The following is a 25,998-nucleotide window of genomic DNA, read 5'->3' on the forward strand; positions in this document are numbered from 1 at the left end:
CCGTTGCTTGCAACCAAGTTGGTCGTGCTCACAGGACGCCAACGCCAGAGCAACTTCACCGTGCGAGGAGACCACATGACCGCGAACCAATCGTCGCTCGAGCGTTTGGCGGACGTCCTGCCCCCTACCGCTGCTGCCGACGCCGACGGCGAACTGACGATTGGCGGCTGCCGGGTGAGCGACCTCGCAGCGGAATTCGGTACTCCGCTGCACATCTATGATGAGGCCTCCCTTCGACACCAGATGCGTGCGCTCGTCGACGGACTCCACCGTCGGTGGCCGAATTCGGAAGCGGTGTTCGCCTCCAAGTCGGCGCCCATTCTCGCGATCTACGCCATCGCGGCTTCCGAGGGGATGGGCATCGACGTCGCCGGACCGGGTGAACTTGAGCTTGCACTCGCGGCAGGGGTGTCGCCGGAGCTGATCCACCTGCACGGCAACGCCAAGACAGATGCGGAACTCGCTCGAGCAATCGAGGTCGGCGTCGGTGTCATCATCGTCGACAACGAGGCCGAGCTTGACCGGCTCGAGCGTCTCGTGCCTCGCGGACGCCGCCAGAAGTTGCTGTTCCGGGTCATGCCCGGCGTCGACGCGAAGACGCACGCGAACATGAACACGGGCGGCAACGACTCCAAGTTCGGCTTGCCGATCAGCGTCGTGAGCGAGCTGATTCAGCATCTCGCGGGCCACGATCGGCTCGAGGTCGCGGGCGTTCACGTGCACATCGGCTCTCAGATCCTCAGCGTCGAGCAGTTCGCGAGCGCGGTCGAAGCGTTGAAGCCGCTCGGCGGGCTCGCGGTCTACGACCTTGGTGGCGGCCTCGGTATCGCCCACCACGAGGGCGAGCAGGCACCCTCCGTGGACGACTATCTCGACACGCTGATCGGCGCCGCCGAGCGCTACTTGCCGGCCGATGCTCGGATCCTTATTGAGCCAGGACGCTCGACCGTGGCTCGGTCGGGAGTCACCGCCTACCGAACGGTGGTCACTAAGGAAACGGGTCGGACGTTCGTGGCGGTCGATGGCGGCATGGCCGACTTCGTCGAGGTGGCCCTCACCGGCCAGCGATTCTCCGCCCTGGTCGCGAACCGAGCAACCGCGGTGCCGAACTCGCGAGTCCAGCTCGTCGGGCGTCAGTGCGAGTCCGGCGATCTGCTCATCGACCAGGCCGAGCTGCCCAACCCGCGCATTGACGACGTCATTGTCATCCCCGCCACCGGCGCCTACACGTACACGATGACCAACAACTACAACGGTGCCGCACGGCCCGCGGTCGTCTTCGTCAAGGATGGCGAGGCACGGCTCGCCGTTCGCCGCGAAACCACCGACGACCTGCTCCGCCTCCACCAACCTGCGCTGGACCACGACTGGGCGACCAGCGCAGTCCCCGCCGCAACGATGTGACTCACAACACCAAGGAGAATTTGATGAAAACTCGTACGCTAATTGCTCTGATGGGCGCGTCCGTCCTGGCACTCACCGGTTGCTCCGCGTCGGAAACTCAGACCGAGCAACTCACTTCGGGTGTGGATGAAGCCGCGAAGGCGGCGGTGCCGCAGGAGATCCGCGACGCCGGGGTCATCAACGTGGCGGTCGACTACCCGTATCCGCCGTTCGAGTACCAGGACGATGCGGGTGAGATCACCGGGCTCGACATCGATTTGGCGTATGCGATTGGCGAGAAGCTCGACATTCCCGTGCAGATCAATAAGCAGCCGTTCGACTCCGTGGTCGCGAGCCTGCAAGCCAACAAGAACGACATCATCCTCTCGGGCATGAATGACACGCTGGAGCGGCAGGAAGTGCTGGACTTCGTCGAGTACCTGCACGCTGGCTTCGCGATTGCGGTGCCCGCGGGCAACCCCGAGGGGATTAGCGACGAGCTGGACCTGTGCGGACTGACGATCTCCTCGCAGAAGGCGTCGACAAGCGGCGACATCCTGCGCGACCTCAGCGAAGAATGCACGAGCGCCGGCAAGGCCGAGATTCAGATTCACGAACTCGCCACGACGAACGACGGCCAGACCGCGGTGCAGGCAGGCAACGCCGACGCGTTCATCGGCGACGCCCCGATTATGGAATACCTCGTTGCCACGGCCGGCGACGGCAGCACATTCGAACTCGTCGACTTCGCCGATGCACCGAAGGGGTTTGAGCCCGTGTATACCGGCGTTGGCGTCCTCAAGGACGAGGGTCTGACGGAAGCGCTTACGCTCGCCATGCAGTCAATCGAGGCGGATGGCACCTACGACGCGCTACTCGAGAAGCACGACCTGAAGCAGTACCGGGTCGAGAGCATCGACGTGAACCTCGCGGAGAAGTAATGAGTACCGTGACCTCTCCCACGGCACCCAATAGCTCGCCCGGCGAGCGCAGCGGACCCCGGGTCGCTGCCGATGACCTGACCATCCGGCCACTGCGACACACGTGGCGGTGGATCTCGGGTGCGGCGGTCCTGTTCCTCGTCGCGATCTTCATCCACGCGATCGCGACAAACAAGAAGCTCGACTTTGCGGCCATCGGCCAGTACCTCTTTAGCCCGAGGATCCTCTCGGGCCTCGTCCTCACCATCGTGCTGACCGTCCTCGCCATGGCCATCTCGACCGTGCTCGCGATCCTGATTGCGGCGATGCGGATGAGCAAGAACCCTGTCATGCAGGCGGTGTCGGCGGTCTACATTTGGGCATTCCGTGGAACGCCGCTGCTCGTACAGGTCGTGCTCTGGGGGTACCTCGGCCTGCTCTTTGACCGGCTTGGCATCGGCGTCCCATTCACCAGCATCATGTTTTGGTCGATGCCCACCAACCTGCTCGTGACCCCGTTTGTCGCCGGCCTGCTCGCCCTCACCCTGAACCAGGCAGCCTACTCGGCCGAGATCGTTCGCTCGGGCATGCTCTCGGTCGACTCGGGACAACGGGAGGCTGCAGCGTCGCTGGGCATGACGCCGGTGCGCACCTTCCGTCGCATTCTGCTGCCGCAGGCGATGCGGGTCATCATTCCGCCGATGGGCAACGAGTTCATCTCGATGCTGAAGAACACGTCGCTGCTCTCGGTCATTGCGGTGCTGGAGATCTACACGGTGGCGACGCAAATCTCGGCACAGAACCTCAAGCAAATTGAACTGCTGATCGTCGTGAGTCTCTGGTATCTGCTGCTCACCTCGCTGCTCGCGATTCCCCAGCACTACCTCGAGAAGTACTTCGGTCGGGGCGTTTCGGGAGCCTCTGAAAAGCGGGCGAAGACGCCGGGTACGACGGACGACGAAACAGGTGCGGCACAGGTCGCCGACGCCGGGACGAAGGAGGGCCAGCGATGAGTAGGACCGTGAATCCATGGACGCAGGCCACCGCAGTCGTCGACGACGACGCGCCGATCGTGCGGCTCGAATCCGTGCGAAAGCAATTTGGACAAAACGAGGTGTTGAAAGGCATCGACCTCACGGTCGAACGCGGCGAAGTCGTGGTGTTGCTTGGGCCGTCGGGCTCGGGAAAATCCACCCTCCTGCGCTGCATCAACCACCTCGAAACGATCGATGGCGGCCGAATTACCGTTGACGGCGAGATCATGGGCTACCGGCAGCGCGGCGACGTGCTGCATGAACTTTCCCCTGAGCGAATCGCGCGTCAGCGCAAATCGATCGGCATGGTGTTCCAACGATTCAACCTCTTCCCGCACATGACGGCGCTTGAGAACGTCATCGAGGCGCCGGCGGGCGTCCGCAAAATTCCCAGAGCGCAAGCGCGGGAGAGGGGCCGCATCCTGCTCGAGCGGGTCGGGCTCGCGGACCGCGCCAATCACTACCCGAGCCAACTTTCGGGCGGACAACAACAGCGGGTCGCGATTGCACGTTCGCTGGCGATGGATCCCGAGCTCATGCTCTTCGACGAGCCGACCTCGGCGCTGGACCCGGAACTTGTCGGTGACGTACTCGATGTGATGCGCGACCTTGCGGCGGCAGGAATGACCATGATCGTCGTCACCCACGAGATCGGGTTTGCGCGGCAGGTCGCCGATCGAGCCGTGTTCATGGACGGTGGCGTGGTGGTCGAGCAGGGGGATCCCGCCGAATTGTTCAGCAATCCGCAGCACGAACGGACGAAGGCATTCCTGAGTAACGTGCTGTAACTGCGTGGCCCGGGGTGGGTGCCTGCCCCGGGAGGCGGCGCGTTGCCACCAGTGTCAGCCCGGTTCGAGCCGAGCCCCGAACGCATGAGTGTTACGACTTGTAGAAATCTGAGCAAACCGGTCATTCAGGCTGGGTAGCATCAACGGGTGCACGATTTCGAAGACGAGGTTGGAGGTGGACTCCTGTGACACAAGACCGAGCCGCAACTCAGAGTGCGGAAGTCTGGCTAGCTGAGGGCGTGGATGCGCGCAGTCTGCCCAAGATACTGCTGCACGATCACCTCGATGGCGGGCTTCGTCCCGACACGATTCTCGACCTCGCGCAGGACGCGGGTATCGAGTTGCCGGCGGCGGGGGAGCCCGAGCTGCGTGAATGGTTCCGCGCGAACGCCGACTCCGGCTCGCTTGAACGCTACCTCGAGACCTTCGACGTCGTGCTGCGTGTGCTGCAGACGCCCGAGGCGCTGCACCGCGTCGCCCGCGAGGCGGTCGCTGATCTTGCGGCAGATGGCGTGATCTACGCCGAGCTGCGTTGGGCCCCCGAGCAGCACCTGCGCGGCGGCCTCACGCTCGACGACGTCATCGCCGCGGTCACCGCCGGCCTGCGCGAGGGCTGCGAGGCCCACGAGGGCATCGAGGTCGGCCAGCTGCTGTGCGCCATGCGCCATGCGAACGATGCCGACACGATCGCGGATGCGGCGCTCCGGCACCGCGGCGACAGCGAGTCGGGCGGCGTGCGCGGCTTCGACCTCGCGGGCCCCGAGATCGGCTTCCCACCGAGCCAGCACCGCCGCGCCCTCGAGAAGCTCGCGGGCGAGTTCATGCCGGTCACGATTCACGCGGGTGAGGCCGCGGGCCTCGAGTCGATCGCCTCCGCGCTCATCGATGGTCGCGCGCTGCGCCTCGGCCACGGGGCACGCATCGCCGACGACATCACGCTCGAGCAGCAGGACGACTCGGGCACGCGCGTCACGCTCGGCCCGATCGCGAGTTGGGTGCGCGAGCGCGGCATCGCCCTCGAGCTCGCGCCGTCGTCGAACCTGCAGACCGGTCTCGAGCTCGACAGTCCGCTGTTCGAGCACCGCACCGTCGAGACCATCACGCAGCACCCGTTCGATCTGCTCTACCAGCTCGGCTTCTCGACCACGGTGAACACTGACAACCGGCTCATGAGCGCGACCAGCGCATCCGAAGAGCTACAGCTTGTCGCCGACGCCGACGCCTTCGACCTGCGGCTCGGCGATCTCGAGCAGCTGCAACTTAACGCGGCCGAGGCGGCGTTCGCGCCGCTCGAAGACCGCGAAGACCTGGCCGAGCGCATCACCGAAGGGTACGAGCAGGAGGTGGGCGCGTGAGCGCAGACACCGCGAAGACCATCTTCACCGACCCGGGGCTCGTGCGCGCCGGCGGCAAGGCTGTCGACTGGCGGGATGCGGTGAGGCAGACCACGCGCCTGCTCGTGTCGGCGGGCTACGTTACGCGTCGCTACCCCGACAAGGTCATCGCCGTGATCGACCGGTACGGTCCCTACACCGTGATCGCGCCGGGCCTCGCGCTCGTGCACGCGCAGCCGAGCGCCGATTCGATCAAGCCGGGCGCCGCCGCCATGACGTTCCCCGATGGCGTGAACTTCGGCCACGCGCACTTCGACCCGGTCGGCCTCGTCATCGCGATCGCGACCACGAACCCGTCGGCGCACATCGAGCTCATCGCCGACATCGCATCCCAGCTCGAACACGACGGCGGCATCGTCGACCGCGCGATCCGCGCGAGCACCGACGCCGCCCTCGTGGACGCCCTCGGCGAGGTCGCCCCTTAGCTCAGCAGCGCGCGCATCGCCCCGGCGGCCGCGTCGGCGCGCTCGTTTGCCGAGGCGCGGCGCTCGCCGAGCGTTCCGTCGGTCGACACCGCGTCGATGTACACCTTGATCTTTGGCTCGGTGCCCGACGGGCGAATCATGAGCCGCGTGCCATCGTCGAGCACGAGCCGCACGATGTTCGCGGGCTGCGCATCCGTCTCGAAGTCGTGCACCTCGGCGACCGCCGCGGCGCCCACCTGCGTCGGCGGGGTCGCGCGCACCGAGGCCATGACGGCGGGCAGCTGTGCCGGGTCGTCGAAGCGCAGCGCCACCTGGCGCGACGCGAACGCGCCGAACAGCTCACCGAACTCGTCATCGAGGTCCTGCAGCGTCTTGCCCTCGGCGGACTGCGCAAACGCGAGGTCGAGCACCGCGAGGGCGGCAGAGAGGCCATCTTTGTCGCGCACGGTCTCGGCGTTGACAAGGTAGCCGAGCGCCTCCTCGTAGCCGTAGATGATGCCGTCGGCCCGCGAGATCCATTTGAATCCGGTCTGCGTCTCGGCGTAGCCGAGGCCGTAGTGCTCGGCGACCTTCGACAGTGCGGGCGACGACACGAGCGAGGTCGCGAGGGTGCCGGATGCGCCAGCCTCCGTCGCGATCTTTGCCGCGCGCCAGCCGAGCAGCTTGCCGATGTCGTTGCCGCCGAAGAGGTGCCAGCCGCCTGCACCGTCCGACTCGGCGACCGCGAGGCGATCGGCGTCGGGGTCGTGGGCGATGATGAGCTGCGCGCCGACGCGGCTCGCGGTCTCGTAGGCGAGGTCGAGCGCGCCCGGCTCCTCGGGGTTCGGGAAGTCGACGGTCGGGAACGTGCCATCGGGTTCGATCTGCTCGCGCACGACCTCGTGCGCCCCGATGCCGGCCGTCTCGAGCACTCGGCGGTAGGTGTTCCAACCGACGCCGTGCATCGCGGTATACGCGACTTTGAGGGGCACGGGGGAGTGTCGGAGCACCTTCGCGGTCGCCTCGACGTAGGCGTCGACGAGTGACGCATCGGCGACCGCGTATCCAGTGTCGCGCGGCAGCTCGTTCACCTTGCGGACGCTCGCGACCGCGGCAATGGCGGCCGCGATCTCGGCGTCGGCGGGCGGCACGATCTGCGAGCCGTTGTCGGCCCCGCCGAGGTACACCTTGTAGCCGTTGTCCCACTTCGGGTTGTGTGAGGCCGTCACCATGACGCCCGCGGAGGCGTCGAGGTGGCGCACGGCGAACGCCGTCACCGGGGTCGGCAGCGCGCTCGGCAGCAGCGTCGCGCGCACGCCAGCGGCCTGCATCAGCTCGGCGGTGTCGCGAGCGTACGTGGCGGAGTGGCGGCGGGCGTCATAGCCAATCACGACGCTCGGGGCGGCCTCGCCGCGGGCGAGGAGGAAGTCGGCGAGGCCGCGGGCCGCCTGCGCGACGACCACCCGGTTCATCCGGTTTGAACCGGCGCCCTGGCGCCCGCGCAAGCCAGCGGTGCCAAACTGCAGTCGCGTCGCGAAGCGGTCGCGAACCTCGCGCCACGCCTCGGCGCGGTCGGAGGTGTCGTCGTCGGCAATCTCCTCGCCGACGGCGTTGACGTCGCCGAGTCGGCCGAGCAGTTCGCTCAGCTCGGCGCGGGTTGCGTCGTCGGGGTCCTGCTCGAGCCAGGCCGTCGCGGCGTGGCGTAGGGCAAGCTGCGACTCGCGAATCAGTGGCAGGCTCATGCGCCTGCCCCGGTCGCGTCGCCGGTCAGGATGCGCTTGACCGCGTCGGCGAGCAGGGTCGCGAGGTGCGCCTCGGCGGCCTCGCCAGCCGCGATGACTTCCTCGTGGCTGAGCGGATCGGGCGAGATGCCGGCGGCGGGGTTCGTGATGAGCGACATGCCGAGCACCTCCATACCGACCTCGCGCGCGGCGATCGCCTCGAGCGCGGTCGACATGCCGACGATGTCACCGCCGATGACACCGGCCATCTTCACCTCGGCTGGCGTCTCGTAGTGCGGGCCGCGGAACTGGACGTAGACGCCCTCGTCGAGGTCTTCGACGCCGTGCACGATCGTGCGCAGGCGCTCGGAGTAGAGGTCGGTGAGGTCAATGAACGTCGCGCCCTCGAGTGGCGACGCGGCGGTGAGGTTGATGTGGTCGCGGATGATCACCGGGGTGCCGGGCGCCCAGGCCGGGTTGAGCCCGCCCGCGCCGTTCGTGAGCACCATGATCTTCGCGCCGGTCGCGGCCGCGGTGCGCACCGAGTGCACGACACGCCGCACGCCGTGACCCTCGTAGAAGTGCGTGCGTGCCCCGATGATGAGCGCGTGGTGACCGGAGTCGAGTCGCACCGAGCGGATGGTGCCGACGTGGCCAGCGAGCGCGGGCTTCGAGAAGCCGGGCACCTCGTCGGCCGCCAGCGTCGCGACGGTCTCGCCCAGCGCATCCGCCGCCTTGCCCCAGCCGGAGCCGAGCGTGAGAGCGATGTCGTGGTGGGCAACCCCACTGCGTTCTGCGATGACGCGCGCGGCTTCGGCAGCAACGTCGACCGGGCGGGCGGCCGGGTCGTCGAGGGGGTGCGCGAACTGGGCGTCGTTGTTGATCAGTTCAGCCATGGAGTCAGCGTAGGTGAGCGTCGCTGAACTCCGTGGCAAAATTGGAGACATGGGTGCGCTTGCTGCAGAACGTCATCGGATTGTTGTCATTGGTGGAGGGCCGGGAGGCTATGAGTCGGCGATCGCCGGCGCGCAGCTGGGGGCTGATGTCACGCTCGTCGAATGGGTCGGCGTGGGCGGTTCGGCGGTGTTGACCGACGTCGTGCCGTCGAAGACGCTCATCGCGACCGCCGAGGCGGCGACGCAGGTGCAGTCGTCCGATGAACTTGGCCTGCAGTACTTCGTGCGCGACGACGCCGACAACCCGCGCCGCCCCGAAATGGCGGTCAATCTCGGCAAGCTGAACCAGCGCATCCTGCGTCTCGCACAAAACCAGTCGGACGACATGCGCCTCAACCTCAAGGACCGTGGCGTGCGTATCGTCGAGGGCCTCGGCCGCATCGCGGCGCCCGGCGTCGTGAGCGTCAGCACCGGCGAGAACGGCCAAGAGTTCGACCGCATCGAATACGACACCCTCGTCGTCTCGGTCGGCGCGAGCCCGCGCGAGCTGCCGACAGCCAAGCCCGACGGCGAGCGCATCCTCACCTGGAAGCAGCTCTACAACCTGCAGGAGACCCCCGAGCACCTCATCGTGGTCGGTTCAGGTGTCACCGGTGCCGAGTTCGCCTCGGCGTACCGCGCGCTTGGCCTCAAGGTCACGCTCGTCTCGAGCCGCGACCGCGTGCTCCCGGGCGAAGACAAGGACGCGGCCGACGTCATCGAAGAGGTCTTTAAGCGCAACGGTATGAACGTGCTCTCGAAGACCCGCGCTGAGTCGGTCGTCGTCGACGGCGACGAGGTCGTCGTGACGCTCTCGGACGGCGCCGAGGTGCGCGGCTCGCACTGCCTCATGGCGGTCGGCTCGATTCCGAACACGAAGGGCCTCGGCCTCGAACGCGCGGGTGTGAAGACGACCGACTCGGGCCACATCATCGTTAACCGCGTTGCCGGCACGAGCGTGCCGAACATCTACGCCGCGGGCGACTGCACGAACTTCTTCCCCCTCGCCTCGGTCGCGTCGACGCAGGGCCGCACCGCTGTGTTTCACGCGCTCGGCGACGAGGTGCACCCGATCACGCTGCGCAACGTGGCCTCGAACGTCTTCACCTACCCCGAGATCGCGACCGTGGGCTGGCAGGAGAAAGACATCGAGGAGGGCAAGCGCACTGGCCGTGTTTACAAGCTCGACCTCGCGCAGAACCCGCGCGCGAAGATGCAGGGCTTCCGTGATGGCTTCGTCAAGCTCATCGCGGGCAACAACCTCGGCACGATCGTCGGGGGCGTGGTTGTCGCGCCCCGCGCATCCGAGCTGCTGCTCGCGCTCTCGATCGCGATCGAACAGCGACTGACCGTCGACGAGTTTGCGTCGTCGTGGGCGGTCTACCCGTCGCTCTCGGGGTCGATGGTGGATGCGGCGCGCGACATGCACGTGCGCGACGAGTAGGCTCGGCGCAGGGCCGCAAATTCCAGAACTTTCTCAGCCCCAGTGAATCTGATTCATATTTATAATAGGCTCAGCTCTGGGCGCTGAAGCCCCAAGCGTGTTGCCGACGCCAGGCCGGTCGCTGCAACACATCACCTCGAAACGAACTGGCGCCAGGCCGGCCCAGAGAGAAGAGAGCACACCGTGGGAAAGCCCATTAATTTTGACCGCGTCGAAGAGCTTGCCAAGGTTGAAGGCGACAAGCTCAACGAGCGCACGCAGGAGTCGAAGAACTACTACGCCAACGCGAGCAAGCACCTCGCGGGCGGCGTCGCCTCGTCGTACCAGTTGCACGACCCGTGGCCCATCTATGTCGAGAAGGGCGATGGCCCCCGCGTGTGGGACGTCGACGGCAACGAGTACTACGACTTCCACAACGGTTTCGGTTCGATGGTGCAGGGCCACGCGCACCCCGCGATCGGCAAGGCGGTCATCGACCGCTACCCGCTCGGCACGCACTTCGCCGCGCCGACCGAGGACGCGATCGTCGTCGGTGACGAGCTCGCTCGCCGCTTCGGCCTGCCCAAGTGGCGCTACACGAACTCCGGTTCGGAGTCGACGATGGACGCGATCCGCATCGCCCGCGCCATCACCGGCCGCGACACCGTCATGAAGATCTTCGGCTCGTACCACGGCCACCACGACACCGTCATGGTTGACATCGGGTGGATCGACGAGCAGGAAATCGGCCCTCGCGACAACTACGCGTCGATCCCCTACGGCGCTGGCGTGCCGCAGGCGACCGTTGACATGACCGTCGCCGTGCCGTTCAACGACGCAGAGACCATGGAGAAGCGCATCCAGGCGCTCGACGCTGAGGGCCGCAAGCCCGCCTGCGTCATCATGGAAGCCGCGATGATGAACCTCGGCGTCGTGCTGCCTGAGGACGGCTACCTCCAGGCCGTGCGCGACATCACGAAGAAGTACGGCATCATCCTGATCTTCGATGAGGTCAAGACCGGTATCTGCATCGCCCCCGGCGGCGCGACCGAGAAGTTCGGCGTTCTGCCCGACATGGTCACCCTCGCCAAGGCGCTCGGTGGCGGCCTGCCCGCCGGCGCGATCGGCATGACCGAAGAGGTCGCGACCGTGGTCGAGGACGGCTCGGTTTACCAGGTGGGTACCTACAACGGCAACCCGCTGACGCTCGCCGCGGCGCGTGCTTCGCTGCTCGAGGTCATGACCGACGACGCATACGCGCACCTCGCGCACCTCAACGACCGCATCATCGCGGGCTGCGAAGACGTCATCCAGCGTTACGAGCTCGACGCCTACACGGTGGGCATCGGTTCGAAGGGCTGCGTCGTATTCAGCGACCACAAGGTCACCGACTACGAGTCCTACATGGCCAACGCGAAGACCGGCGGCAAGCTCGCCGACCTCGCCTGGCTGTTCAACATGAACCGCGGCATCTTCATGACCCCGGGTCGTGACGAGGAATGGACGCTCTCGGTCACCCACGACGACGCGGCGATCGACGCCTACGTCGAGGCCTTCGACCAGCTCGCGGCCGCGATTCGCAGCTAGTTCTCGCCTCCGCGCGAAAGCCCGCCCCAGCATCCAATGCGGATGCTGGGGCGGGCTTCTTCGTACGGGTGCGGGTGCGGTTATGCGAGCGACACCTTGTGGTTCCACGAGTAGTGCGTGCGCCAGAGGCAGACGGCGGCGATGATCGCGAGCGCCGGCACGAACCCGAGCGGCATGACATCGTCGTCTCCGTTTCCGGCGAAGGCGTCGAGGAAGTTCGTCTCGAAGCCGACGAACGCGAGGCTGCCGCCCTCGAGGCCGAGGCCGATCGGCATGAACATGATGAACAGCGTCGTAATGACCTGCGTCACGAGGTAGAACGCGATGAGCGTGACGATCGGGCCGCCGATGCCGAGGCGGTTGAGCGGCGCCTCGCTGCCGATGGAGGCGCAGAAGAAGTACTGCACCGGCCAGACGAGCATCTGCAGCACGAACGCGATGAGGAGCCCGACGATCATGCCGGACGACGCATACTGCGAGACGAAGTCGAGCGTCTCGCCGAGCATCGCGAACGGATTGCCCGAGAGCCCGACCATCGGGCCGAAGGCGGTCCAGAAGATCGCGGCCGAGATGACGGTGACCGCCATCGCGACGAGCGACGCGAGCCACGTCCAGAGCATCTTCGACCAGAAGATCGTGCTGCCCTTCACCGGGATTGACTGGGTGAAGTAGCCCTGCTGGCGGTAGCTCGAGCGCCAGTAGTCGACCGCGAGGGCGATCTGGGTTGCGGGCAGCATCACGAAGGTGATGACGAGCCCGAGCGCGACGCCGAGCTCGGAGAGCACGGGCCACTTCATCAGGGCGAACAGCGTCGAGAGGGAAACGATCGCCAGCCCGCCGCCGAGCAGCAGGCCGAGCAGCGTGCGGGTGCGAAGGAATTCGTGCTTGAGCAGTGTGGCGATCATCGGTACGTCTCCCTAAACAGTGCGTCGAGACTGAGGTTGTGTTCGGCGCGGAGGTCGTCGGCGTCGCCTTGCAGCACGACGTTGCCGTGGCGCATCAGGACGACGCTGTCGAGAATGGGCTCGAGGTCGTGGATGAGGTGGGTCGCGATGAGGAGCATCGAGTCCTCATCGAGATTGCGGAGGATGCCGTTCAGGATTACTTCGCGGGCGGCCGGGTCGACGCCGCTGATCGGCTCGTCGAGCAGGTAGAGCTTGGCACGCCGCGACATAGTGAGCGCGACCTGCACCTTTTCGCGCATCCCCTTCGACATCTGCTTCAGGCGCATCTGCTCGTCGAGGCCGAAGAAGCCGATGAGGTCGCGGGCCTTGGCCTCGTCGAAGTCGGTGAAGAAGTCGCGGTAGAGGCGGATGCAGTGGGCTACGCGGGCGTCCTGCGGCAGGAAGCTTGCGTCGGGCAAGAACGAGACGATCGCCTTTGACCCGGGGCCGGGTTCGTGGCCGAAGATGCGCACGTCGCCGCGGTAGTCGGCGATGAGGCCGGCGAGGATCTTCAGCAGTGTCGTCTTGCCGCAGCCGTTCTCGCCGAGTAGGCCGACGATGTGGCCCGGCGCGAGCTCAAGGCTGAGATCGTTCAGGGCCGAGGTCTTGCCGAACGTCTTGTTGAGGTGCTGGATCTGGATTGCCGGGGTGGTCATGTCACTGCCCTCCCGTGCGAGTGTGTGCGGTGTGGTCAGAGTGGACATTTGGGTCGTCCCATCGTTGTTTGATGATGTCGGCGGCCTGGCTGAGGTGCATGCCCAGGCCGCGGACCCTGGAGATGTAGTGGTCGGTCGCGTCGCGGGCGAGGTCGGCGCGTAGGGCGTCGATGCGGTCGAGATCGTCGGTGATGAAGCGCCCGCTCGTACGTTCGGAGCGGGCAAGGCCGGCACGCTCGAGCTCGGCGAGCGCGCGCTGGGCGGTGTTGGGGTTGACGCCGACTTCAGCGGCAATCTCGCGCACTCCGGGAACACGCGAGCCTGGCAGCCATTCGCCGACGACAATGCGCCGGGAAAACTCGGCGACGAGCTGCACCCAAATGGGGGAGGTGGTGCTGAACTCCATCGGTATCCTTGTGTTGTTGTATTAGGTGATTAATACAGTGGCACAGGTGGCGGATGCGCGCAAGGGTTTCTGGAGAACGAGTTGAGCCGGCGTGGCGACCAGGATGCTCCTGGCTGCCACGCCGGCCCGGGCGTGGGGTGGGTGGTTAGACCGACAGCAGCTCGATGAGGTTGTCGGAGAACTGCGAGTTGTAGGCGAGGGCCGTGGTCTCGACCTGATTGCTCGAGGCGTCGGTATCGATGTAGGTGGCTACGGCGTCGTAGCGATGCTGTTCGTTCAGTAGGCCGAGGGCAGCGACGGATGCGGAGGTTGAGTCGGCCGCGGCGCCCCGGAGGACCGGGGCGTCGGTGGTCTGGGTGATCGAGGTTTGTGTGCTGGCCTCGTCCGCGAAGGCCGGGGTGGAGAATCCGAGTGTCACGGCGACGGTTGCGACTGCTCCGAGTCCGAATGCGGCGTTGCGCCATCCGCGGCGGCGACCGCGTGCGCGGCGGTCGGTCATTCGGGTCTCGTTCATGTGCTGCTCGGTCATGGTGATGCTCCTTGCGTTGCGGCTCGTCTTCGGGCTTGTGACTACCTTCGGCGGGCGAACTATGGGTAGGGCAGCACCTCGCTATGCGTTCGCTATGCGGGGCCCGAATAACGAAACTGCCGGCCCACCCGCGAGGGTAAGCCGGCAGTCGTGGCCTGCGCAGTGCGGCCTATTCGTCTTCGACCGAGAGCAGCTTCGTGCCCGAGCTGATGGTCTCGCCGGGGCCGCCGGTGATGCCGCGCACGACACCGTCGCGCGTCGACGAGATCGGCTGCTCCATCTTCATGGCCTCGAGCACGACGAGCAGGTCGCCCTTGACGACGCGCTGGCCCTCCTCAACGGCGAACTTCACGATGGTGGCCTGCATCGGCGACGTGACGTCGTTGCCGGATGCCGTGTCGACGGAGCCACGCGAGCGGCGGCGGGGCGCGTGGCCGGCCATGTTGCGGCCAACGCCGCCGTGCTCGATGCCGGCTGAGATGACGAGGCGCTCGGGCAACGAGACCTCGATGCGCTTGTCATTCACCTCGACGACGACCTCGCGGCGGGCGCCCGGGTGCTCAAGCTCCTCGGCCTCGCCGTCCCAGGGCTCGAACTGGTTGTCGTAGTCGGTCTCGATCCAGCGCGTGTAGACGCCGAACTCGCCGTTCTCAGCGGTGAACGCCGGCTGGCGCACAACGTCGCGGTGGAACGGAATAACGGTGGGCATACCGGCGACGACGAACTCGTCGAGGGCGCGGCGCGAACGCTCGAGCGCCTCCTCGCGGGTCGCGCCAGTGACGATGAGCTTGGCGATCATCGAGTCGAAGGCGCCCGAGACGGTGTCGCCCTGGCGGACGCCCGAGTCGACACGCACGCCGGGGCCGGTCGGGGCCTCGTAGGTCGAAATCTTGCCCGGTGCGGGCAGGAAGTTGCGGCCCGGGTCTTCACCGTTGATGCGGAACTCGAACGAGTGCTTCGTCGACACCGGGTCGTCGTAGCCAAGCTCGGCGCCCTCGGCGATGCGGAACTGCTCGCGCACGAGGTCGATGCCCGTGATCTCTTCCGAGACAGGGTGCTCGACCTGGAGGCGGGTGTTCACCTCGAGGAACGCGACCGTGCCGTCGTTCGCGAGCAGGAACTCGCAGGTACCGGCGCCCTGGTAGCTGACGTGCTTGAGGATCGCCTTCGATGCCGCGTACATCTGCTCGCGCTGCGCATCGGTGAGGAACGGCGCGGGGGCCTCTTCTACGAGCTTCTGGTTGCGGCGCTGCAGCGAGCAGTCGCGGGTCGACACGACGACGACGTTGCCGTGCGCATCCGCGAGGCACTGGGTCTCGACGTGGCGCGGCTGATCGAGGAACTTCTCGACGAAGCACTCGCCGCGGCCGAACGCCGCCACCGCCTCGCGCGTGGCCGACTCGAACGCGTCGGCGATCTCAGACTCCTCGCGCACGATCTTGAGACCGCGCCCGCCGCCGCCGTAGGCCGCCTTGATGGCAACCGGGAAGCCGACCTCGCGAGCGAAGTCGACGACCTCGGACGCACCTTGCACCGGCTCGAGCGTGCCGGGTGCCAGGGGCGCACCCACCGACTCGGCCACGTGGCGAGCGGTCACCTTGTCGCCGAGCGCCTCAATCGCCTCGGGCGACGGACCGATCCAGATGAGGCCCGCGTCGATGACGGCGCGCGCAAAATCGGCGTTCTCAGACAGGAAGCCGTAGCCCGGGTGCACCGCGTTCGCGCCCGAACGGCGGGCAACCGAGAGCAGCTTTTCGATGACGAGGTAGGTCTCGGCGCCGGTTGTGCCGCGCAGGGCGTACGCCTCGTCGGCGAGCCGGGCGTGCGGAGCCTCGCGATCCTGGTCGGCGTAGACAGCGACCGAGGGGATGCCGTAGTCGCGGGCGGCGCGAATGATCCGGACGGCAATCTCGCCGCGGTTGGCGATCAGGAGTTTCTCAATGCGAGGCATAATTCCCTAGCTTATGAGGAAAGGCACCGTCGGCGTTGGAACTTCCCAACAGTGTTTCTCGCGAAATCGTTGCGGAAATCACGAAGTGCTGCGGCCTAGCGCGGGTTAGGGCGGCTCGCGTCGGTGTCGGCGCGGCTGAGTTTCGACGCGAGATTGGCGACGGCCTCGGCGGGTTGGGGTGGGCCAACCGGCGCGAACTCGAAGGTGCTCATGGTTGCGAGCACGGCAACCCAGTGCGGGTCGCCGCGAGTGCTGAGGAGTGTCGTGGCGTCGCTTTCGGCCTCGAACTCGCCGCGAAGCCACGCGGGCATCCGCTCGCGCACCTCGCCAAGCGGGGCGAGGATGCGCAACTGCATCGGCTCGCCGGGCTGGTAGGCGCGCGCTTGCCGCACCGCCTCGAGCGAGTCGGGGGCGTCGCGGGGCGTGAAGCGCAGGGTGGATGCGCGCGGCTCGCGGATGCGGTCGAGCCGGAACACGCGCCAGTCATCGCTCTCGAGGTCGAAGGCATGCAGGTACCAGCTAGTGTCCGCAGATGCCGTTAGTTTTGCTCGTGACCAGACAAGAACCATGCGCTCCGTCAGTGCGTCGCGCACCTGCATCTGCGAGGATAGAACCCGTTTTTACGATCGGGTCTCGCTCCACCCAGGCGCCCGACGCTCTGTCTCGAAGAAGTGGCCCACAAGGCGGTATTTCATGTTGCTCAGATTGCTCGGTAGGTATTTGCGTCCGCACCTACCGCTCGTCATCGGCGTGCTGGTGTTCCAGCTGCTGCAGGCGTTCGCAATGCTCTACATTCCCACCCTCAACGCTGACATCATCAACAACGGTGTCGCGAAGGGCGACGTCGGCTACATCTGGCAGACCGGTGGCGTAATGCTGCTCGTCGCCATCGGTCAACTCGTCTGCATCCTCGTCGCGACCTACTGCTCGGCGCGCGCCGCCATGTCGGTCGGGCGCGACCTGCGCCGCGACGTGTTTGACCACGTTGCCGGCTTCTCCGAGCGTGAGGTTGCCGAGTTCGGCGCCGGTTCGCTCATCACCCGCAGCACGAACGACGTGCAGCAGGTGCAGATGCTGGTGTTCATGGGCGCGCTCGTCATGGTCTCGGCTCCGATGCTCGCGATCGGCGGCGTCATCATGGCCATCCGTCAGTCGATCGAGCTCTCGTGGGTGATCGCCGTCGCCGTGCCCGTCCTGCTACTCCTTATGGGCGCCATCGTCGGCCGCATGATTCCGCTCTTCGGCAAGCTTCAAGACCGCCTCGACGGCGTCAACCGAGTGATGCGCGAGCAGCTCACGGGCATCCGCGTCGTCCGCGCCTTCGTGCGCGAGGACATCGAACGCCGCCGCTTCGGAGAGGCGAACGACAACCTCGCCGACATCGGCCTCCGCGTCGGTAATCTCTTCGTCATCGTGTTCCCCGCCGCGATGCTGATCATGGAGATCACCTCGGTCGGCGTCGTCTGGTTCGGTGGCCACCTCGTTGACTCCGGCACCATCGAGGTGGGCGCGCTCATCGCCTACATCTCGTATACGATGCAGATCCTCATGGGCGTCATCATGGTCAGCTTCATGACCACGATGATTCCGCGCGCCTCGGTCTGCGCGACCCGCATCAGCGAGGTGCTCGCGACCGACACGTCGCTGAAGTTCCCCGAACAGGGCATCGCCGAGCAGCCCACCCCAGGCCGGGTCGAGTTCGACAACGTGACGTTCGCCTACCCGGGCGCCGACAAGCCGGTGCTCAGCGACATCAACTTCACCGCCGAGCCCGGCCAGACGGTCGCCGTGATCGGCTCGACGGGGTCGGGCAAGACGACGCTCGCGAACCTCATCCCGCGCCTGTTCGACGTCACCGACGGCCAAGTGCGCGTCGGCGGTGTACCGGTGCGCGAGGCGGATGCGTCGAGCCTCTGGGACTCGATCGGCTATGTGCCGCAGCGGCCGTACCTCTTCGCCGGCACCATCGCATCCAACCTCGAGGTCGGCCTTGAGGGCGCAACCGAGGACGACATGTGGTGGGCGCTGCGCGTGGCGCAGGCCGATGACTTCGTCAGCGATATGCCGGGCCAGCTCGAGGCGTCGATCGCCCAAGGCGGCACGAACGTCTCGGGCGGTCAGCGCCAGCGTCTCTCGATCGCCCGCGCGCTCATTCGCAAGCCGAAGCTGCTCGTGTTCGACGACTCCTTCTCGGCGCTCGACCTCACGACCGACGCCCGCCTGCGCGAGGCGCTCTGGCAGGAGCTGCCGCAGACGACGAAGTTCGTCGTCGCCCAGCGTGTGTCGACCATTACCGACGCCGACCGCATCATCGTGCTCGATGGCGGCCGCATTGTCGGTGACGGCACTCACGAGCAACTGCTCGCGGACAACCCCACGTATCAGGAGATCGTCGAGTCGCAGCTCGGCGCGGAGGCAACTCGATGACCGACGCACCCAAGACGAATTCCACCGCAACCGTCGACGAATTCGACGAAGAGACCGCCGCGGCCGCCGCTGCCGGCGGCGACTGGGGTGGCATGGGCGCCGACTCGCGCCCAGCGAAGAACTTCTGGCCGAGCTTCAAGCGACTGCTGAGCCTCATGGCACCGTGGAAGCTGAAGTTCGTGTTCGCCACCGGGCTCGGCGTGGTGTGGGTGCTCCTCACCCTCTGGGCGCCCCGCCTGCTCGGCAACGCCACCAACCTCATCTTCGAGGGCGTCATCTCGGCGCAGATGCCCGCGGGCGTCTCGAAGGAACAGGTGGTCTCACAGCTCGAGGCCGACGGGCAGCATAACTTCGCGGAAATGGTGTCGGCGATGGACCTCGTGCCTGGCCAGGGCGTCGACTTCTCCGCGCTCTCGCAGACCCTGCTGCTCGTGCTTGCGGTGTACCTCATCGCGACGCTGCTCGACTACTGGGTCGGCTACATGCTCAACGGCATCGTCATCAAGGCGATGCACCGCCTGCGCCGCAGCGTCGAAGATAAGGTGCACAGCCTGCCGCTGAGCTATTTCGACCGCACGAAGCGCGGTGAGTTGCTCAGCCGTGTCACGAACGATGTCGACAACATCACCAACGCGCTGCAGCAGTCGCTCATCTACGTGATCAACAGCGTGCTGATGATCATCGGTCTGCTCATCATGATGTTCACGATCTCATGGCTGCTGGCATTGATTGCGCTCGTGACGCTGCCGATCATCGGCATCATCATGGCGGTCATCGGCCCGCGTTCGCAGAAGGCCTACCAGGGCCAGTGGAAGTCGACGGGTCGTCTCAACGCCCGCGTCGAGGAGTCGTTCTCGGGCCATGCGCTCGTGCGTGTCTTCGGCCGCGAGAAGGATTCGCGCGAGAAGTTCAACGACGAGAACGACGAGCTGTTCCAGGCATCGTTCAGGGCGCAGTTCCTCAGCGGTCTGATGATGCCGCTCATGCAGTTCGCCGGCACACTGTCGACCGTCGGTGTCGCCGTTATCGGTGGCCTGCAGATCGCGAGCGGGAACCTCCGCCTCGGCGATGTGCAGGCGTTCATGCAGTATTCGCAGCAGTTCTCGGGTCAGATGGGTCAGGTCGGGCAGATGGCCCCGGTCATTCAGTCGGCCACCGCCTCGGCCGAGCGCGTGTTCGAGCTGCTCGACGCCGAGGATGAGCCGGAGGACGACCCGAACTCGCCCGACCTCGTGCCGGGCCCCGGCAAGATCGAGTTCGACCACGTCGCGTTCTCGTACTCGAAGGACAAGGACTCGCCCGACTGGCGCCCGCTGATCGAAGACCTCAGCTTCAGCGTCGAGCCCGGCCAAACCGTCGCCATCGTTGGGCCGACGGGCGCCGGCAAGACGACGCTCGTCAACCTCGTCATGCGGTTCTACGACGTCGACTCCGGGCGCATCCTGCTCGACGGGCAGACGACGGGCGAGCTTCGCCGCCACGACGTGCGTGCACGCACCGGCATGGTGCTGCAAGACCCGTGGCTATTCCAGGGGTCGATCCTCGAGAACATCCGCTACGGCAACGACGACGCGACCGACGAGCAAATCAAGGAGGCGGCGCGCACGACCTACGTCGACCGCTTCGTGCAGTCGCTGCCCGACGGCTACGACACCATGCTCGACGAGGACGCCTCGAACGTCTCGGCGGGTGAGAAGCAGCTCATCACGATCGCCCGCGCGTTCGTTGCCAACCCGGCCGTGCTCATCCTCGATGAGGCCACGAGCTCGGTCGACACCCGCACCGAGCTTCTGCTGCAGCAAGCCATGAACGCGCTGCGTCAGGGCCGCACGAGCTTCGTGATCGCGCACCGCCTCTCGACGATTCGCGACGCCGACCTCATTCTCGTGATGGAGCAGGGTTCGATCGTCGAGCAGGGCAACCACGACTCGCTGCTCGCGCAGCAGGGCGCCTACTGGCGCCTCTACCAGTCGCAGTTCTCGGGCGCCGCGACCGACCTCGACGAGGCCCCCGGCGACGGCACGGCCGAGCACGCCCAGTCGGCGACCGGTGCAACCCCGGTCGTCGGCGGTCCTGCGGGCGAGTAACCGGCACCGCCCCGAAACGCGGGAGGGCCGCATCCTGAAGAGGATGCGGCCCTCACGCGTTTCGCGACTACTCGTCGAAGCCGCGGAACGCCGGGGTGCGCACCTGGGTGGCCGTGAGGTCGCTCGCGGCGATCTCGGCGTAGCCCGCCTCGCCGCAGTCGGCGAGGTAATCGCGTTCGCCACGCTGGTAGATGTTGCACTCAGGCGTCGATGCGATTGCGTCGCCCGGAGCATCGGGCGCCACTTCGCCCTCGTGCCACACGATCTGGTCGCAGACCACGTCGAAGTTCGAGGAGTTGGGGTCTCGGTTGGTCGTCAGCGCGTTTTCGCCGCCACGGAGCAAGCTAAGGTGGCTCTCCTGCAGCACCGGCACCTGAGTCGCCGCATCATCTTCGAGTTGCTCCCCGAGAAACATCGAGCACCCGAGCGTGCCCTGCTCGCTCGACGCATAGTCATTCGGGTCGACATCCCGGAACTCCCCAGTGAACAGCGTCGCGTTGAGATCGCGGTCGAGGGCCGACCACCCGACGACCGCCCAGCCATCGCCGATCGCGGCGAAGTGGTCGAAACCGTGTCCCTCGCTCTCGGACCCCTCGATTCGATAGAAATCGACGTTCGGCGTCGGGGTATCGACGAGCCTGTAGTTGCTGGCGTCGAGGTCGGCGATGAAGTCGTCGAATGAGGCCGACGTCTCGACGTAGGTATAGAGCACACCCGCCTCGTAATTGTTACCGTAGATCGAGCAGCTCAAGCCCCGATCGATGGGCGTCGCGGTGCCGGTCGCACCGGTGTTGTCGAGTTGGAATGTGCCGCCGGTGACGGCCACCTGCTCCTTGAGTCCCCAGCCCGACATTGAACTATCGAACGCAGCATCGTCGGCCATCACGCCGGGGCAGCTCAGCGTCGTTGCTGGCGAGACCTCCGCTGAATCGGTCGTTTCGGGCGCGGCAGTCTCCGTCACGGATGCGCCGGGCGATTCATGCACCGGCGGTGTCGTAGCGCTGGGGCGGGCGTCCGTGCCGCCAAGTGCGCAGCCGGTCAGCAACAGCAGCACGGCGGTGGTCAGGGCAAACGGGCCAGTGCTCAGGCGTCGAATCACACGAATCTCCATCGATCGGTGGGCGTGCCCTATCGTCTCATGACAAACGGCGCACCTGCCAAGGTCGCGCTAGCTTGCGGCGCCGGGTCGGTTCCAGAGCGCGGGCCACGAGCCGCCGAGCTCGCGCACGAGGCGGCGCACGACGGGCAGCGAGATGCCGATGACCGTTGACGGGTCGCCGTCGATGCGGTCGATGAATGCGCCGCCGAGCGAGTCGATCGTGAAGGCGCCCGCCACGAAGAGCGGCTCGCCCGAGGCGACGTACGCGTCGATCTCGGCATCGTCGAGGTCGTCAGCGAACGTCACCGTCGCCGACTTCACGGCACCGACGCCGACCGCACCGTCGTGGCCGTCGCGCCGATCGATGAGCCAGTGGCCCGACCAGAGTGTGCCGGTCTTGCCGCGCTGCTGTTCCCAGCGTTCGCGGGCGCGCTCAGGCGTGTGCGGTTTGCCCTGAAGCACGCCGTTCACCTCGAACATCGAGTCGCCGCCGAGCACGAAGCCATCGAGCGTATCCTCGCCATCGGCCACCGCGAGCGCCTTCGCGCGCGCGAGCGTCAGGACTGTCTCGGCCGGCGTGAGCGAGCCCGCGGCCGCAAGCACCGCATCCTCGTCGACGTCGCTCGGGCGCACGATGGGCTCGATGCCGGCGGCGCGGAGCACCTCGAGGCGGGCAGGGGAGGTGGACGCAAGAATCAACGACATGCGCGCCAGTTTAGGCAGGTCGGTGAACGCTAGTCGCGGCGTGTGCGGATGCGCAGGCCGAGCGCGAACATCACGATGCCCGCGATGAGGCACACCAGCGTGAGGATGAGCGAGGTGGCCATCGCGATGTCGTCACCGGCGCTGCGCTGGATGCCGTCGGAGCTGAGGGCGCCGACGGCGATCAGAATGATGCCGACGATCATGAGCGTGACGCCGCCCTTGCGCTTCGGTGACTTCGGAGTACTCATCGCGCCAACGCTAGCAGCCGGGACCGCAACGGGCCGCGCCAACTAGACTTGTTGGCGTGACTGAAACCACTGCATCCGAGCTCGTTCCGGGCCAAATCGTTGAACTGACCGTCGGCGATGTAGCCCACGGCGGCATCTTCGTCGCTCGCCACGAGTCGGGACGGGTCGTGTTTGTCTCGGATGCGTTGCCCGGCGAGCGCGTCGAGGTGCGCGTCGCCGAAGTGAAGAAGCGCTTCGCCCGTGGCGAGACGCTGCGCGTGCTCGAGGCCGCGCCCGAGCGTCAGGAGCACGTTTGGGCGGCGGCGTCGCTCGACCGTGCGCCTGAGGATCGCGCCGGCGGTGCCGAGTTTGGGCACACCCTGCCCGAGTTCGGGCGCGAGCTAAAGCGGCGCGTGCTTGCCGATGCGATGGCCCGCTTCGGCGGCGTTGACGCCGATGGCGCGCTGCTTGGCGAACTCGAGGTGGCGGGCCTGCCCGGCGACGACGAGTCGCGCGGCACCGGCTGGCGCACCCGCCTCACGCTGCACGTCGATGCCGACAAGCGCGTCGGGCCGTATGCCGCTCGATCGCACCGCATCGTCGATGTCGACGACCTGCCGCTCGCCTTCAGCGATATCGAGGAGTCGGCGCTCGCCGAGATCCGCGCCGGCTCGCGTTCGCCCGGACGCATTGACTTCGTCGCGCCGGCTGACCACGAGGTGCACCTACTTCGCCGCCCCGATGCGAAGCCGTCCCGCGCTGCCGGCATCGTGCACGAGCGAGTGCACGACTTCGCGTTCGACGTGAACGAAGACGGGTTCTGGCAGATCCACCGCGCCGCCGCGACGACCCTGTTCGACGCGGTCGGCGAGGCGCTTGATCGCGAGCACTTCGACGCCGCAGCCCAGCACCTTGACCTCTACGGCGGCGTCGGCTTGCTCGGTGCGGCGCTCGCGGCCGCGGCGGGGGAGCCGGGCATTCGGCTCGAGTCGGTCGAGGTGGCCGAGGAAGCCACCGCGCACGCCGCCTCAAACCTTGCCCGCTGGGAGGGCACCTCGGCGGTGACCTCGGCGGTCGACCGCTACCTGCGAGGGCTGGCTACGACGGCGGATGCGTCGCTGCGCGAATCCCTCGCCGCCGGCACCGTCGTGCTCGACCCGCCGCGGGCCGGCGCGAAGGCCCCCGTGATCGACGCGCTCGCGGCGTTGGCGCCGCAGCAACTCATCTACGTGGCGTGCGACCCCGTCGCGCTCGGCCGCGACACCGGGCTCCTGCGCGAGCGCGGCTACGAGCTCACCCGACTGCGCGCCTTCGACCTCTTCCCGAACACGCACCACGTCGAGGCCGTCGCGACGTTCATCCGCGCAGCCCGCTAGCGTCCGCGGCCGCGCGCTAGCGGTAGCGGTCGGTGAGGATCTGGTGCGGGGTGACGCCACCGCGGGTGGCGCGCTGCGTGCGCTCCCAGGGCGTGAGCCGCGCGGGGCGGTCGCGCGGGCGGTCGACCGACACACCCGCGGCGAACATGACACCGAGGGTGCCCGCAATCGCGGCGAGCTCGTCTTCGGTCGGGTTGCCGCGCAGCAGTCGCGCGTCGCCCGGCGTGAGCGAGTCGGTGAGGTCGATATCCGGAATCCGGACCTTTGGTTGCTTCGACATTAGAGCGGAATGTTCCCGTGCTTCTTCGGTGGCAGCGACGCGCGCTTCGAGCGCAGCGACCGCAGCGCCTTCGTCAGCGTGACGCGGGTCGACGACGGCTCGATGATCGAGTCGAGCTCGCCACGCTCGGCCGCGAGGTACGGCGTCGCCACCGAGTACGTGTACTCGTCGGCTAGCTTTTTGCCCAGCGCGGCGGCGTCCTCACCCGCCTCCTCGGCGGCCTTGATGTCGCGGCGGTAGAGGATGTTCACGGCGCCCTGGCCGCCCATCACGGCGATCTCGGCGGTCGGCCACGCGAAGTTGAGGTCGGCGCCGATCTGCTTTGAACCCATGACGATGTATGCGCCGCCGTAGGCCTTGCGCAGAATCACGGTGACGAGCGGCACGGTCGCCTCGGCGTATGCGTAGAGCAGCTTCGCGCCGCGGCGAATAACGCCCGACCACTCCTCTTCGGTGCCGGGCAGGTAGCCGGGCACGTCGACGAGGGTAACGATCGGGATCGAGAACGAGTCGCACATCCGCAGGAAGCGCGCCGCCTTCTCGCCCGCGGCGATGTTCAACGTGCCGGCCATCTGGTTCGGCTGGTTCGCGATGATGCCGATCGGCGAGCCCTCAAGGCGGGCGAAACCGACGATGACGTTCGGCGCATAGAGCTCCTGCACCTGCAGAAACTCGCCGTCGTCGACGACCGACTCGATCACCGTGAGCATGTCGTACGGCTGGTTCGGTGAGTCTGGCACGATCGTGTTGAGCTGGCGGTCGGCGTCGGTGACCTCGAGGGTCGAGACAGCGTCGTAGGTCGGCAGCTCGGCGAGGTTGTTGTCGGGCAGGTAGCTGAGCAGGTTGCGCGCGTAGTCGAGCGCATCGTCTTCGTCCGACGCGAGGTAGTGCGAGACGCCCGACACCTTGTTGTGGGCGAGCGCGCCGCCGAGCTCCTCCATGCCGACGTCCTCGCCCGTGACAGTCTTGATGACGTCGGGGCCGGTGACGAACATGTGCGAGGTCTTGTCGACCATGATCACGAAGTCGGTGAGCGCGGGCGAGTACACGGCGCCACCGGCAGCGGGGCCCATGACGATCGAGATCTGCGGGATCACGCCCGACGCGCGCGTGTTGAGACGGAAGATCTCGCCGTACTTGCCGAGCGCGATCACGCCCTCCTGGATGCGCGCCCCGCCCGAGTCGAGGATGCCGATGATCGGCACGCCGGTCTTCAGCGCGTGCTCCATGATCTTCACGATCTTCTGCCCGGCGACCTCGCCGAGCGAGCCGCCGAACACCGTGAAGTTCTGCGAGTAGACGGCGACGTTGCGGCCGTGGATCGTGCCGGTGCCGATCACGACGGAGTCGCCGAACGGCCGGCTCTTGTCCATGCCGAACGCGGTCGTGCGGTGGCGCACGTACTCGTCGAACTCGACGAACGAGCCCGGGTCGAGCAGCGCAAGGATGCGTTCGCGGGCGGTGTTCTTGCCCTTGGCATGCTGCTTCTCGGCGGCACGAGCTTCGGCGTCGGTGACGGCCTCGGCGTGGCGGTGCTTCAGGTCTCGGATGCGGCCTGCGGTCGAGAGGTCGACCTCGGGCTCGCTCGCGGCGGGCTTGTCATTCATCCTGCCCACCCTATACGCGCCGGGGCCCCAATCTGTGGATGAAACCTCGTATACATCGCGGAAGATTCTTGACGAATGCCACAAAGCGCGGCAGGGTGCTCCATGATCACGCACG

General features: G+C 66.9%; 24 protein-coding genes. 11 read left to right on the forward strand and 13 right to left on the reverse strand.

Features of this window, described 5'->3' with window-relative positions; genetic code table 11:
- Positions 1–75 precede the first annotated feature (75 nt).
- The 6 genes from lysA (at position 76) to QM019_RS02930 (ending at position 5,944) form a co-directional block, all read left to right on the forward strand.
- Entirely contained in the window at positions 76–1,404 is a 1,329-nt protein-coding gene (gene lysA, locus QM019_RS02905; protein ID WP_282851794.1) for a diaminopimelate decarboxylase, read from the forward strand.
- A gap of 122 nt (positions 1,405–1,526) precedes the next feature.
- Positions 1,527–2,324 carry an ABC transporter substrate-binding protein gene (locus QM019_RS02910; RefSeq protein ID WP_282851795.1) on the forward strand — a complete coding sequence of 266 codons (798 nt, stop codon included), beginning with the start codon at positions 1,527–1,529 and terminating at the stop codon, positions 2,322–2,324.
- Positions 2,324–3,316 (forward strand): amino acid ABC transporter permease, encoded by a 993-nt coding sequence (locus QM019_RS02915; RefSeq protein ID WP_125106868.1) that lies wholly within the window; start codon positions 2,324–2,326, stop codon positions 3,314–3,316. Before QM019_RS02910 ends, QM019_RS02915 begins: the two co-directional genes overlap by 1 nt.
- Positions 3,313–4,125 carry an amino acid ABC transporter ATP-binding protein gene (locus tag QM019_RS02920; protein ID WP_282851796.1) on the forward strand — a complete coding sequence of 271 codons (813 nt, stop codon included), beginning with the start codon at positions 3,313–3,315 and terminating at the stop codon, positions 4,123–4,125. Before QM019_RS02915 ends, QM019_RS02920 begins: the two co-directional genes overlap by 4 nt.
- A gap of 185 nt (positions 4,126–4,310) precedes the next feature.
- Complete coding sequence (locus QM019_RS02925; protein ID WP_282851797.1) at positions 4,311–5,480, forward strand: adenosine deaminase; 1,170 nt, start codon at positions 4,311–4,313, stop codon at positions 5,478–5,480.
- Positions 5,477–5,944 carry a PTS sugar transporter subunit IIA gene (locus QM019_RS02930; protein ID WP_282851798.1) on the forward strand — a complete coding sequence of 156 codons (468 nt, stop codon included), beginning with the start codon at positions 5,477–5,479 and terminating at the stop codon, positions 5,942–5,944. Before QM019_RS02925 ends, QM019_RS02930 begins: the two co-directional genes overlap by 4 nt.
- On the opposite strand, the gene QM019_RS02935 is transcribed toward QM019_RS02930, so the two are convergent.
- Positions 5,941–7,665 carry a phospho-sugar mutase gene (locus tag QM019_RS02935; protein ID WP_282851799.1) on the reverse strand — a complete coding sequence of 575 codons (1,725 nt, stop codon included), beginning with the start codon at positions 7,663–7,665 and terminating at the stop codon, positions 5,941–5,943. The genes QM019_RS02930 and QM019_RS02935 overlap by 4 nt on opposite strands.
- Positions 7,662–8,540, reverse strand: coding sequence for a purine-nucleoside phosphorylase (locus QM019_RS02940; protein WP_282851800.1), 879 nt, complete (start codon positions 8,538–8,540; stop codon positions 7,662–7,664). Before QM019_RS02940 ends, QM019_RS02935 begins: the two co-directional genes overlap by 4 nt.
- Positions 8,541–8,589: 49 nt before the next feature.
- On the opposite strand from QM019_RS02940, the gene QM019_RS02945 reads away from it, so the two are divergent.
- Both QM019_RS02945 and QM019_RS02950 read left to right on the forward strand, forming a co-directional pair.
- Entirely contained in the window at positions 8,590–10,023 is a 1,434-nt protein-coding gene (locus QM019_RS02945) for an NAD(P)H-quinone dehydrogenase (protein ID WP_282851801.1), read from the forward strand.
- Between the two features lie 183 nt (positions 10,024–10,206).
- A complete protein-coding gene (locus tag QM019_RS02950) occupies positions 10,207–11,589 on the forward strand; it encodes an aspartate aminotransferase family protein (RefSeq protein ID WP_282851802.1) in 1,383 nt (460 codons plus the stop codon).
- An 80-nt stretch (positions 11,590–11,669) separates the two neighbouring features.
- Here the strand turns inward: QM019_RS02950 and QM019_RS02955 are convergent, their stop codons facing one another.
- The 6 genes from QM019_RS02955 to QM019_RS02980 all read right to left on the reverse strand — a co-directional run bounded on the left by QM019_RS02955 (position 11,670) and on the right by QM019_RS02980 (position 16,674).
- The gene (locus tag QM019_RS02955; protein ID WP_282851803.1) at positions 11,670–12,494 is read right to left on the reverse strand and encodes a hypothetical protein; all 825 of its coding nucleotides are present in this window, start codon (positions 12,492–12,494) and stop codon (positions 11,670–11,672) included.
- Positions 12,491–13,189, reverse strand: coding sequence for an ABC transporter ATP-binding protein (locus QM019_RS02960; RefSeq protein WP_282851804.1), 699 nt, complete (start codon positions 13,187–13,189; stop codon positions 12,491–12,493). Before QM019_RS02960 ends, QM019_RS02955 begins: the two co-directional genes overlap by 4 nt.
- Before the next feature lies 1 nt (position 13,190).
- Positions 13,191–13,595, reverse strand: coding sequence for a GntR family transcriptional regulator (locus QM019_RS02965; protein WP_282825303.1), 405 nt, complete (start codon positions 13,593–13,595; stop codon positions 13,191–13,193).
- Positions 13,596–13,740: 145 nt separating this feature from the next.
- On the reverse strand, positions 13,741–14,124 hold the full coding sequence (locus QM019_RS02970) for a hypothetical protein (RefSeq protein ID WP_282851805.1): 384 nt from the start codon (positions 14,122–14,124) through the stop codon (positions 13,741–13,743).
- A 169-nt stretch (positions 14,125–14,293) separates the two neighbouring features.
- Positions 14,294–16,075 carry an acetyl/propionyl/methylcrotonyl-CoA carboxylase subunit alpha gene (locus tag QM019_RS02975; RefSeq protein ID WP_282851806.1) on the reverse strand — a complete coding sequence of 594 codons (1,782 nt, stop codon included), beginning with the start codon at positions 16,073–16,075 and terminating at the stop codon, positions 14,294–14,296.
- A gap of 95 nt (positions 16,076–16,170) precedes the next feature.
- On the reverse strand, positions 16,171–16,674 hold the full coding sequence (locus tag QM019_RS02980; protein WP_282851807.1) for a WYL domain-containing protein: 504 nt from the start codon (positions 16,672–16,674) through the stop codon (positions 16,171–16,173).
- Between the two features lie 94 nt (positions 16,675–16,768).
- Here QM019_RS02980 and QM019_RS02985 point away from each other — a divergent pair, with 94 nt between their 5' ends.
- Together QM019_RS02985 and QM019_RS02990 are read left to right on the forward strand one after the other, a co-directional pair.
- Positions 16,769–18,502: an ABC transporter ATP-binding protein gene (locus QM019_RS02985; RefSeq protein ID WP_282851808.1), complete on the forward strand. Its 1,734-nt coding sequence runs from the start codon at positions 16,769–16,771 to the stop codon at positions 18,500–18,502.
- On the forward strand, positions 18,499–20,589 hold the full coding sequence (locus tag QM019_RS02990; RefSeq protein ID WP_282851809.1) for an ABC transporter ATP-binding protein: 2,091 nt from the start codon (positions 18,499–18,501) through the stop codon (positions 20,587–20,589). Before QM019_RS02985 ends, QM019_RS02990 begins: the two co-directional genes overlap by 4 nt.
- 67 nt (positions 20,590–20,656) lie before the next feature.
- Here QM019_RS02990 and QM019_RS02995 read toward each other — a convergent pair whose 3' ends face one another.
- The 3 genes from QM019_RS02995 to QM019_RS03005 all read right to left on the reverse strand — a co-directional run bounded on the left by QM019_RS02995 (position 20,657) and on the right by QM019_RS03005 (position 22,641).
- The gene (locus QM019_RS02995) at positions 20,657–21,688 is read right to left on the reverse strand and encodes a hypothetical protein (protein ID WP_282851810.1); all 1,032 of its coding nucleotides are present in this window, start codon (positions 21,686–21,688) and stop codon (positions 20,657–20,659) included.
- A gap of 69 nt (positions 21,689–21,757) precedes the next feature.
- Positions 21,758–22,393, reverse strand: a complete 636-nt coding sequence (locus QM019_RS03000; protein WP_282851811.1) for a Maf family protein — start codon at positions 22,391–22,393, stop codon at positions 21,758–21,760.
- Positions 22,394–22,422: 29 nt separating this feature from the next.
- The gene (locus QM019_RS03005; protein ID WP_282851812.1) at positions 22,423–22,641 is read right to left on the reverse strand and encodes a hypothetical protein; all 219 of its coding nucleotides are present in this window, start codon (positions 22,639–22,641) and stop codon (positions 22,423–22,425) included.
- A 56-nt stretch (positions 22,642–22,697) separates the two neighbouring features.
- Here QM019_RS03005 and QM019_RS03010 point away from each other — a divergent pair, with 56 nt between their 5' ends.
- Complete coding sequence (locus QM019_RS03010) at positions 22,698–23,996, forward strand: class I SAM-dependent RNA methyltransferase (RefSeq protein WP_282851813.1); 1,299 nt, start codon at positions 22,698–22,700, stop codon at positions 23,994–23,996.
- 16 nt (positions 23,997–24,012) lie between these two features.
- Here the strand turns inward: QM019_RS03010 and QM019_RS03015 are convergent, their stop codons facing one another.
- Complete coding sequence (locus tag QM019_RS03015) at positions 24,013–24,276, reverse strand: acyl-CoA carboxylase subunit epsilon (RefSeq protein ID WP_282851814.1); 264 nt, start codon at positions 24,274–24,276, stop codon at positions 24,013–24,015.
- The gene (locus tag QM019_RS03020) at positions 24,276–25,883 is read right to left on the reverse strand and encodes an acyl-CoA carboxylase subunit beta (protein ID WP_282851815.1); all 1,608 of its coding nucleotides are present in this window, start codon (positions 25,881–25,883) and stop codon (positions 24,276–24,278) included. Before QM019_RS03020 ends, QM019_RS03015 begins: the two co-directional genes overlap by 1 nt.
- Between the last annotated feature and the right edge of the window lie 115 nt (positions 25,884–25,998).

Origin of the sequence: Gulosibacter sediminis (assembly GCF_030011715.1) — a bacterium.
In the GTDB taxonomy this organism is placed as follows: Bacteria; Actinomycetota; Actinomycetes; order Actinomycetales; family Microbacteriaceae; genus Gulosibacter; species Gulosibacter sediminis.

What these genes read in the sequence shown, in the direction of transcription:
- QM019_RS02990 (WP_282851809.1), top strand. Translation starts at nt 18,499, where the DNA reads ATGACCGACGCACCCAAGACGAATTCCACCGCAACCGTCGACGAATTC.
- QM019_RS02970 (WP_282851805.1), bottom strand. Translation starts at nt 14,124, where the DNA reads ATGACCGAGCAGCACATGAACGAGACCCGAATGACCGACCGCCGCGCA.
- QM019_RS02940 (WP_282851800.1), bottom strand. Translation starts at nt 8,540, where the DNA reads ATGGCTGAACTGATCAACAACGACGCCCAGTTCGCGCACCCCCTCGAC.
- QM019_RS03015 (WP_282851814.1), bottom strand. Translation starts at nt 24,276, where the DNA reads ATGTCGAAGCAACCAAAGGTCCGGATTCCGGATATCGACCTCACCGAC.
- QM019_RS02965 (WP_282825303.1), bottom strand. Translation starts at nt 13,595, where the DNA reads ATGGAGTTCAGCACCACCTCCCCCATTTGGGTGCAGCTCGTCGCCGAG.
- QM019_RS02920 (WP_282851796.1), top strand. Translation starts at nt 3,313, where the DNA reads ATGAGTAGGACCGTGAATCCATGGACGCAGGCCACCGCAGTCGTCGAC.
- QM019_RS03020 (WP_282851815.1), bottom strand. Translation starts at nt 25,883, where the DNA reads ATGAATGACAAGCCCGCCGCGAGCGAGCCCGAGGTCGACCTCTCGACC.
- QM019_RS02985 (WP_282851808.1), top strand. Translation starts at nt 16,769, where the DNA reads ATGTTGCTCAGATTGCTCGGTAGGTATTTGCGTCCGCACCTACCGCTC.
- QM019_RS02945 (WP_282851801.1), top strand. Translation starts at nt 8,590, where the DNA reads ATGGGTGCGCTTGCTGCAGAACGTCATCGGATTGTTGTCATTGGTGGA.
- QM019_RS02955 (WP_282851803.1), bottom strand. Translation starts at nt 12,494, where the DNA reads ATGATCGCCACACTGCTCAAGCACGAATTCCTTCGCACCCGCACGCTG.
- QM019_RS02935 (WP_282851799.1), bottom strand. Translation starts at nt 7,665, where the DNA reads ATGAGCCTGCCACTGATTCGCGAGTCGCAGCTTGCCCTACGCCACGCC.
- QM019_RS03000 (WP_282851811.1), bottom strand. Translation starts at nt 22,393, where the DNA reads ATGTCGTTGATTCTTGCGTCCACCTCCCCTGCCCGCCTCGAGGTGCTC.
- lysA (WP_282851794.1), top strand. Translation starts at nt 76, where the DNA reads ATGACCGCGAACCAATCGTCGCTCGAGCGTTTGGCGGACGTCCTGCCC.
- QM019_RS03005 (WP_282851812.1), bottom strand. Translation starts at nt 22,641, where the DNA reads ATGAGTACTCCGAAGTCACCGAAGCGCAAGGGCGGCGTCACGCTCATG.
- QM019_RS02975 (WP_282851806.1), bottom strand. Translation starts at nt 16,075, where the DNA reads ATGCCTCGCATTGAGAAACTCCTGATCGCCAACCGCGGCGAGATTGCC.
- QM019_RS02915 (WP_125106868.1), top strand. Translation starts at nt 2,324, where the DNA reads ATGAGTACCGTGACCTCTCCCACGGCACCCAATAGCTCGCCCGGCGAG.
- QM019_RS02960 (WP_282851804.1), bottom strand. Translation starts at nt 13,189, where the DNA reads ATGACCACCCCGGCAATCCAGATCCAGCACCTCAACAAGACGTTCGGC.
- QM019_RS02980 (WP_282851807.1), bottom strand. Translation starts at nt 16,674, where the DNA reads ATGCAGGTGCGCGACGCACTGACGGAGCGCATGGTTCTTGTCTGGTCA.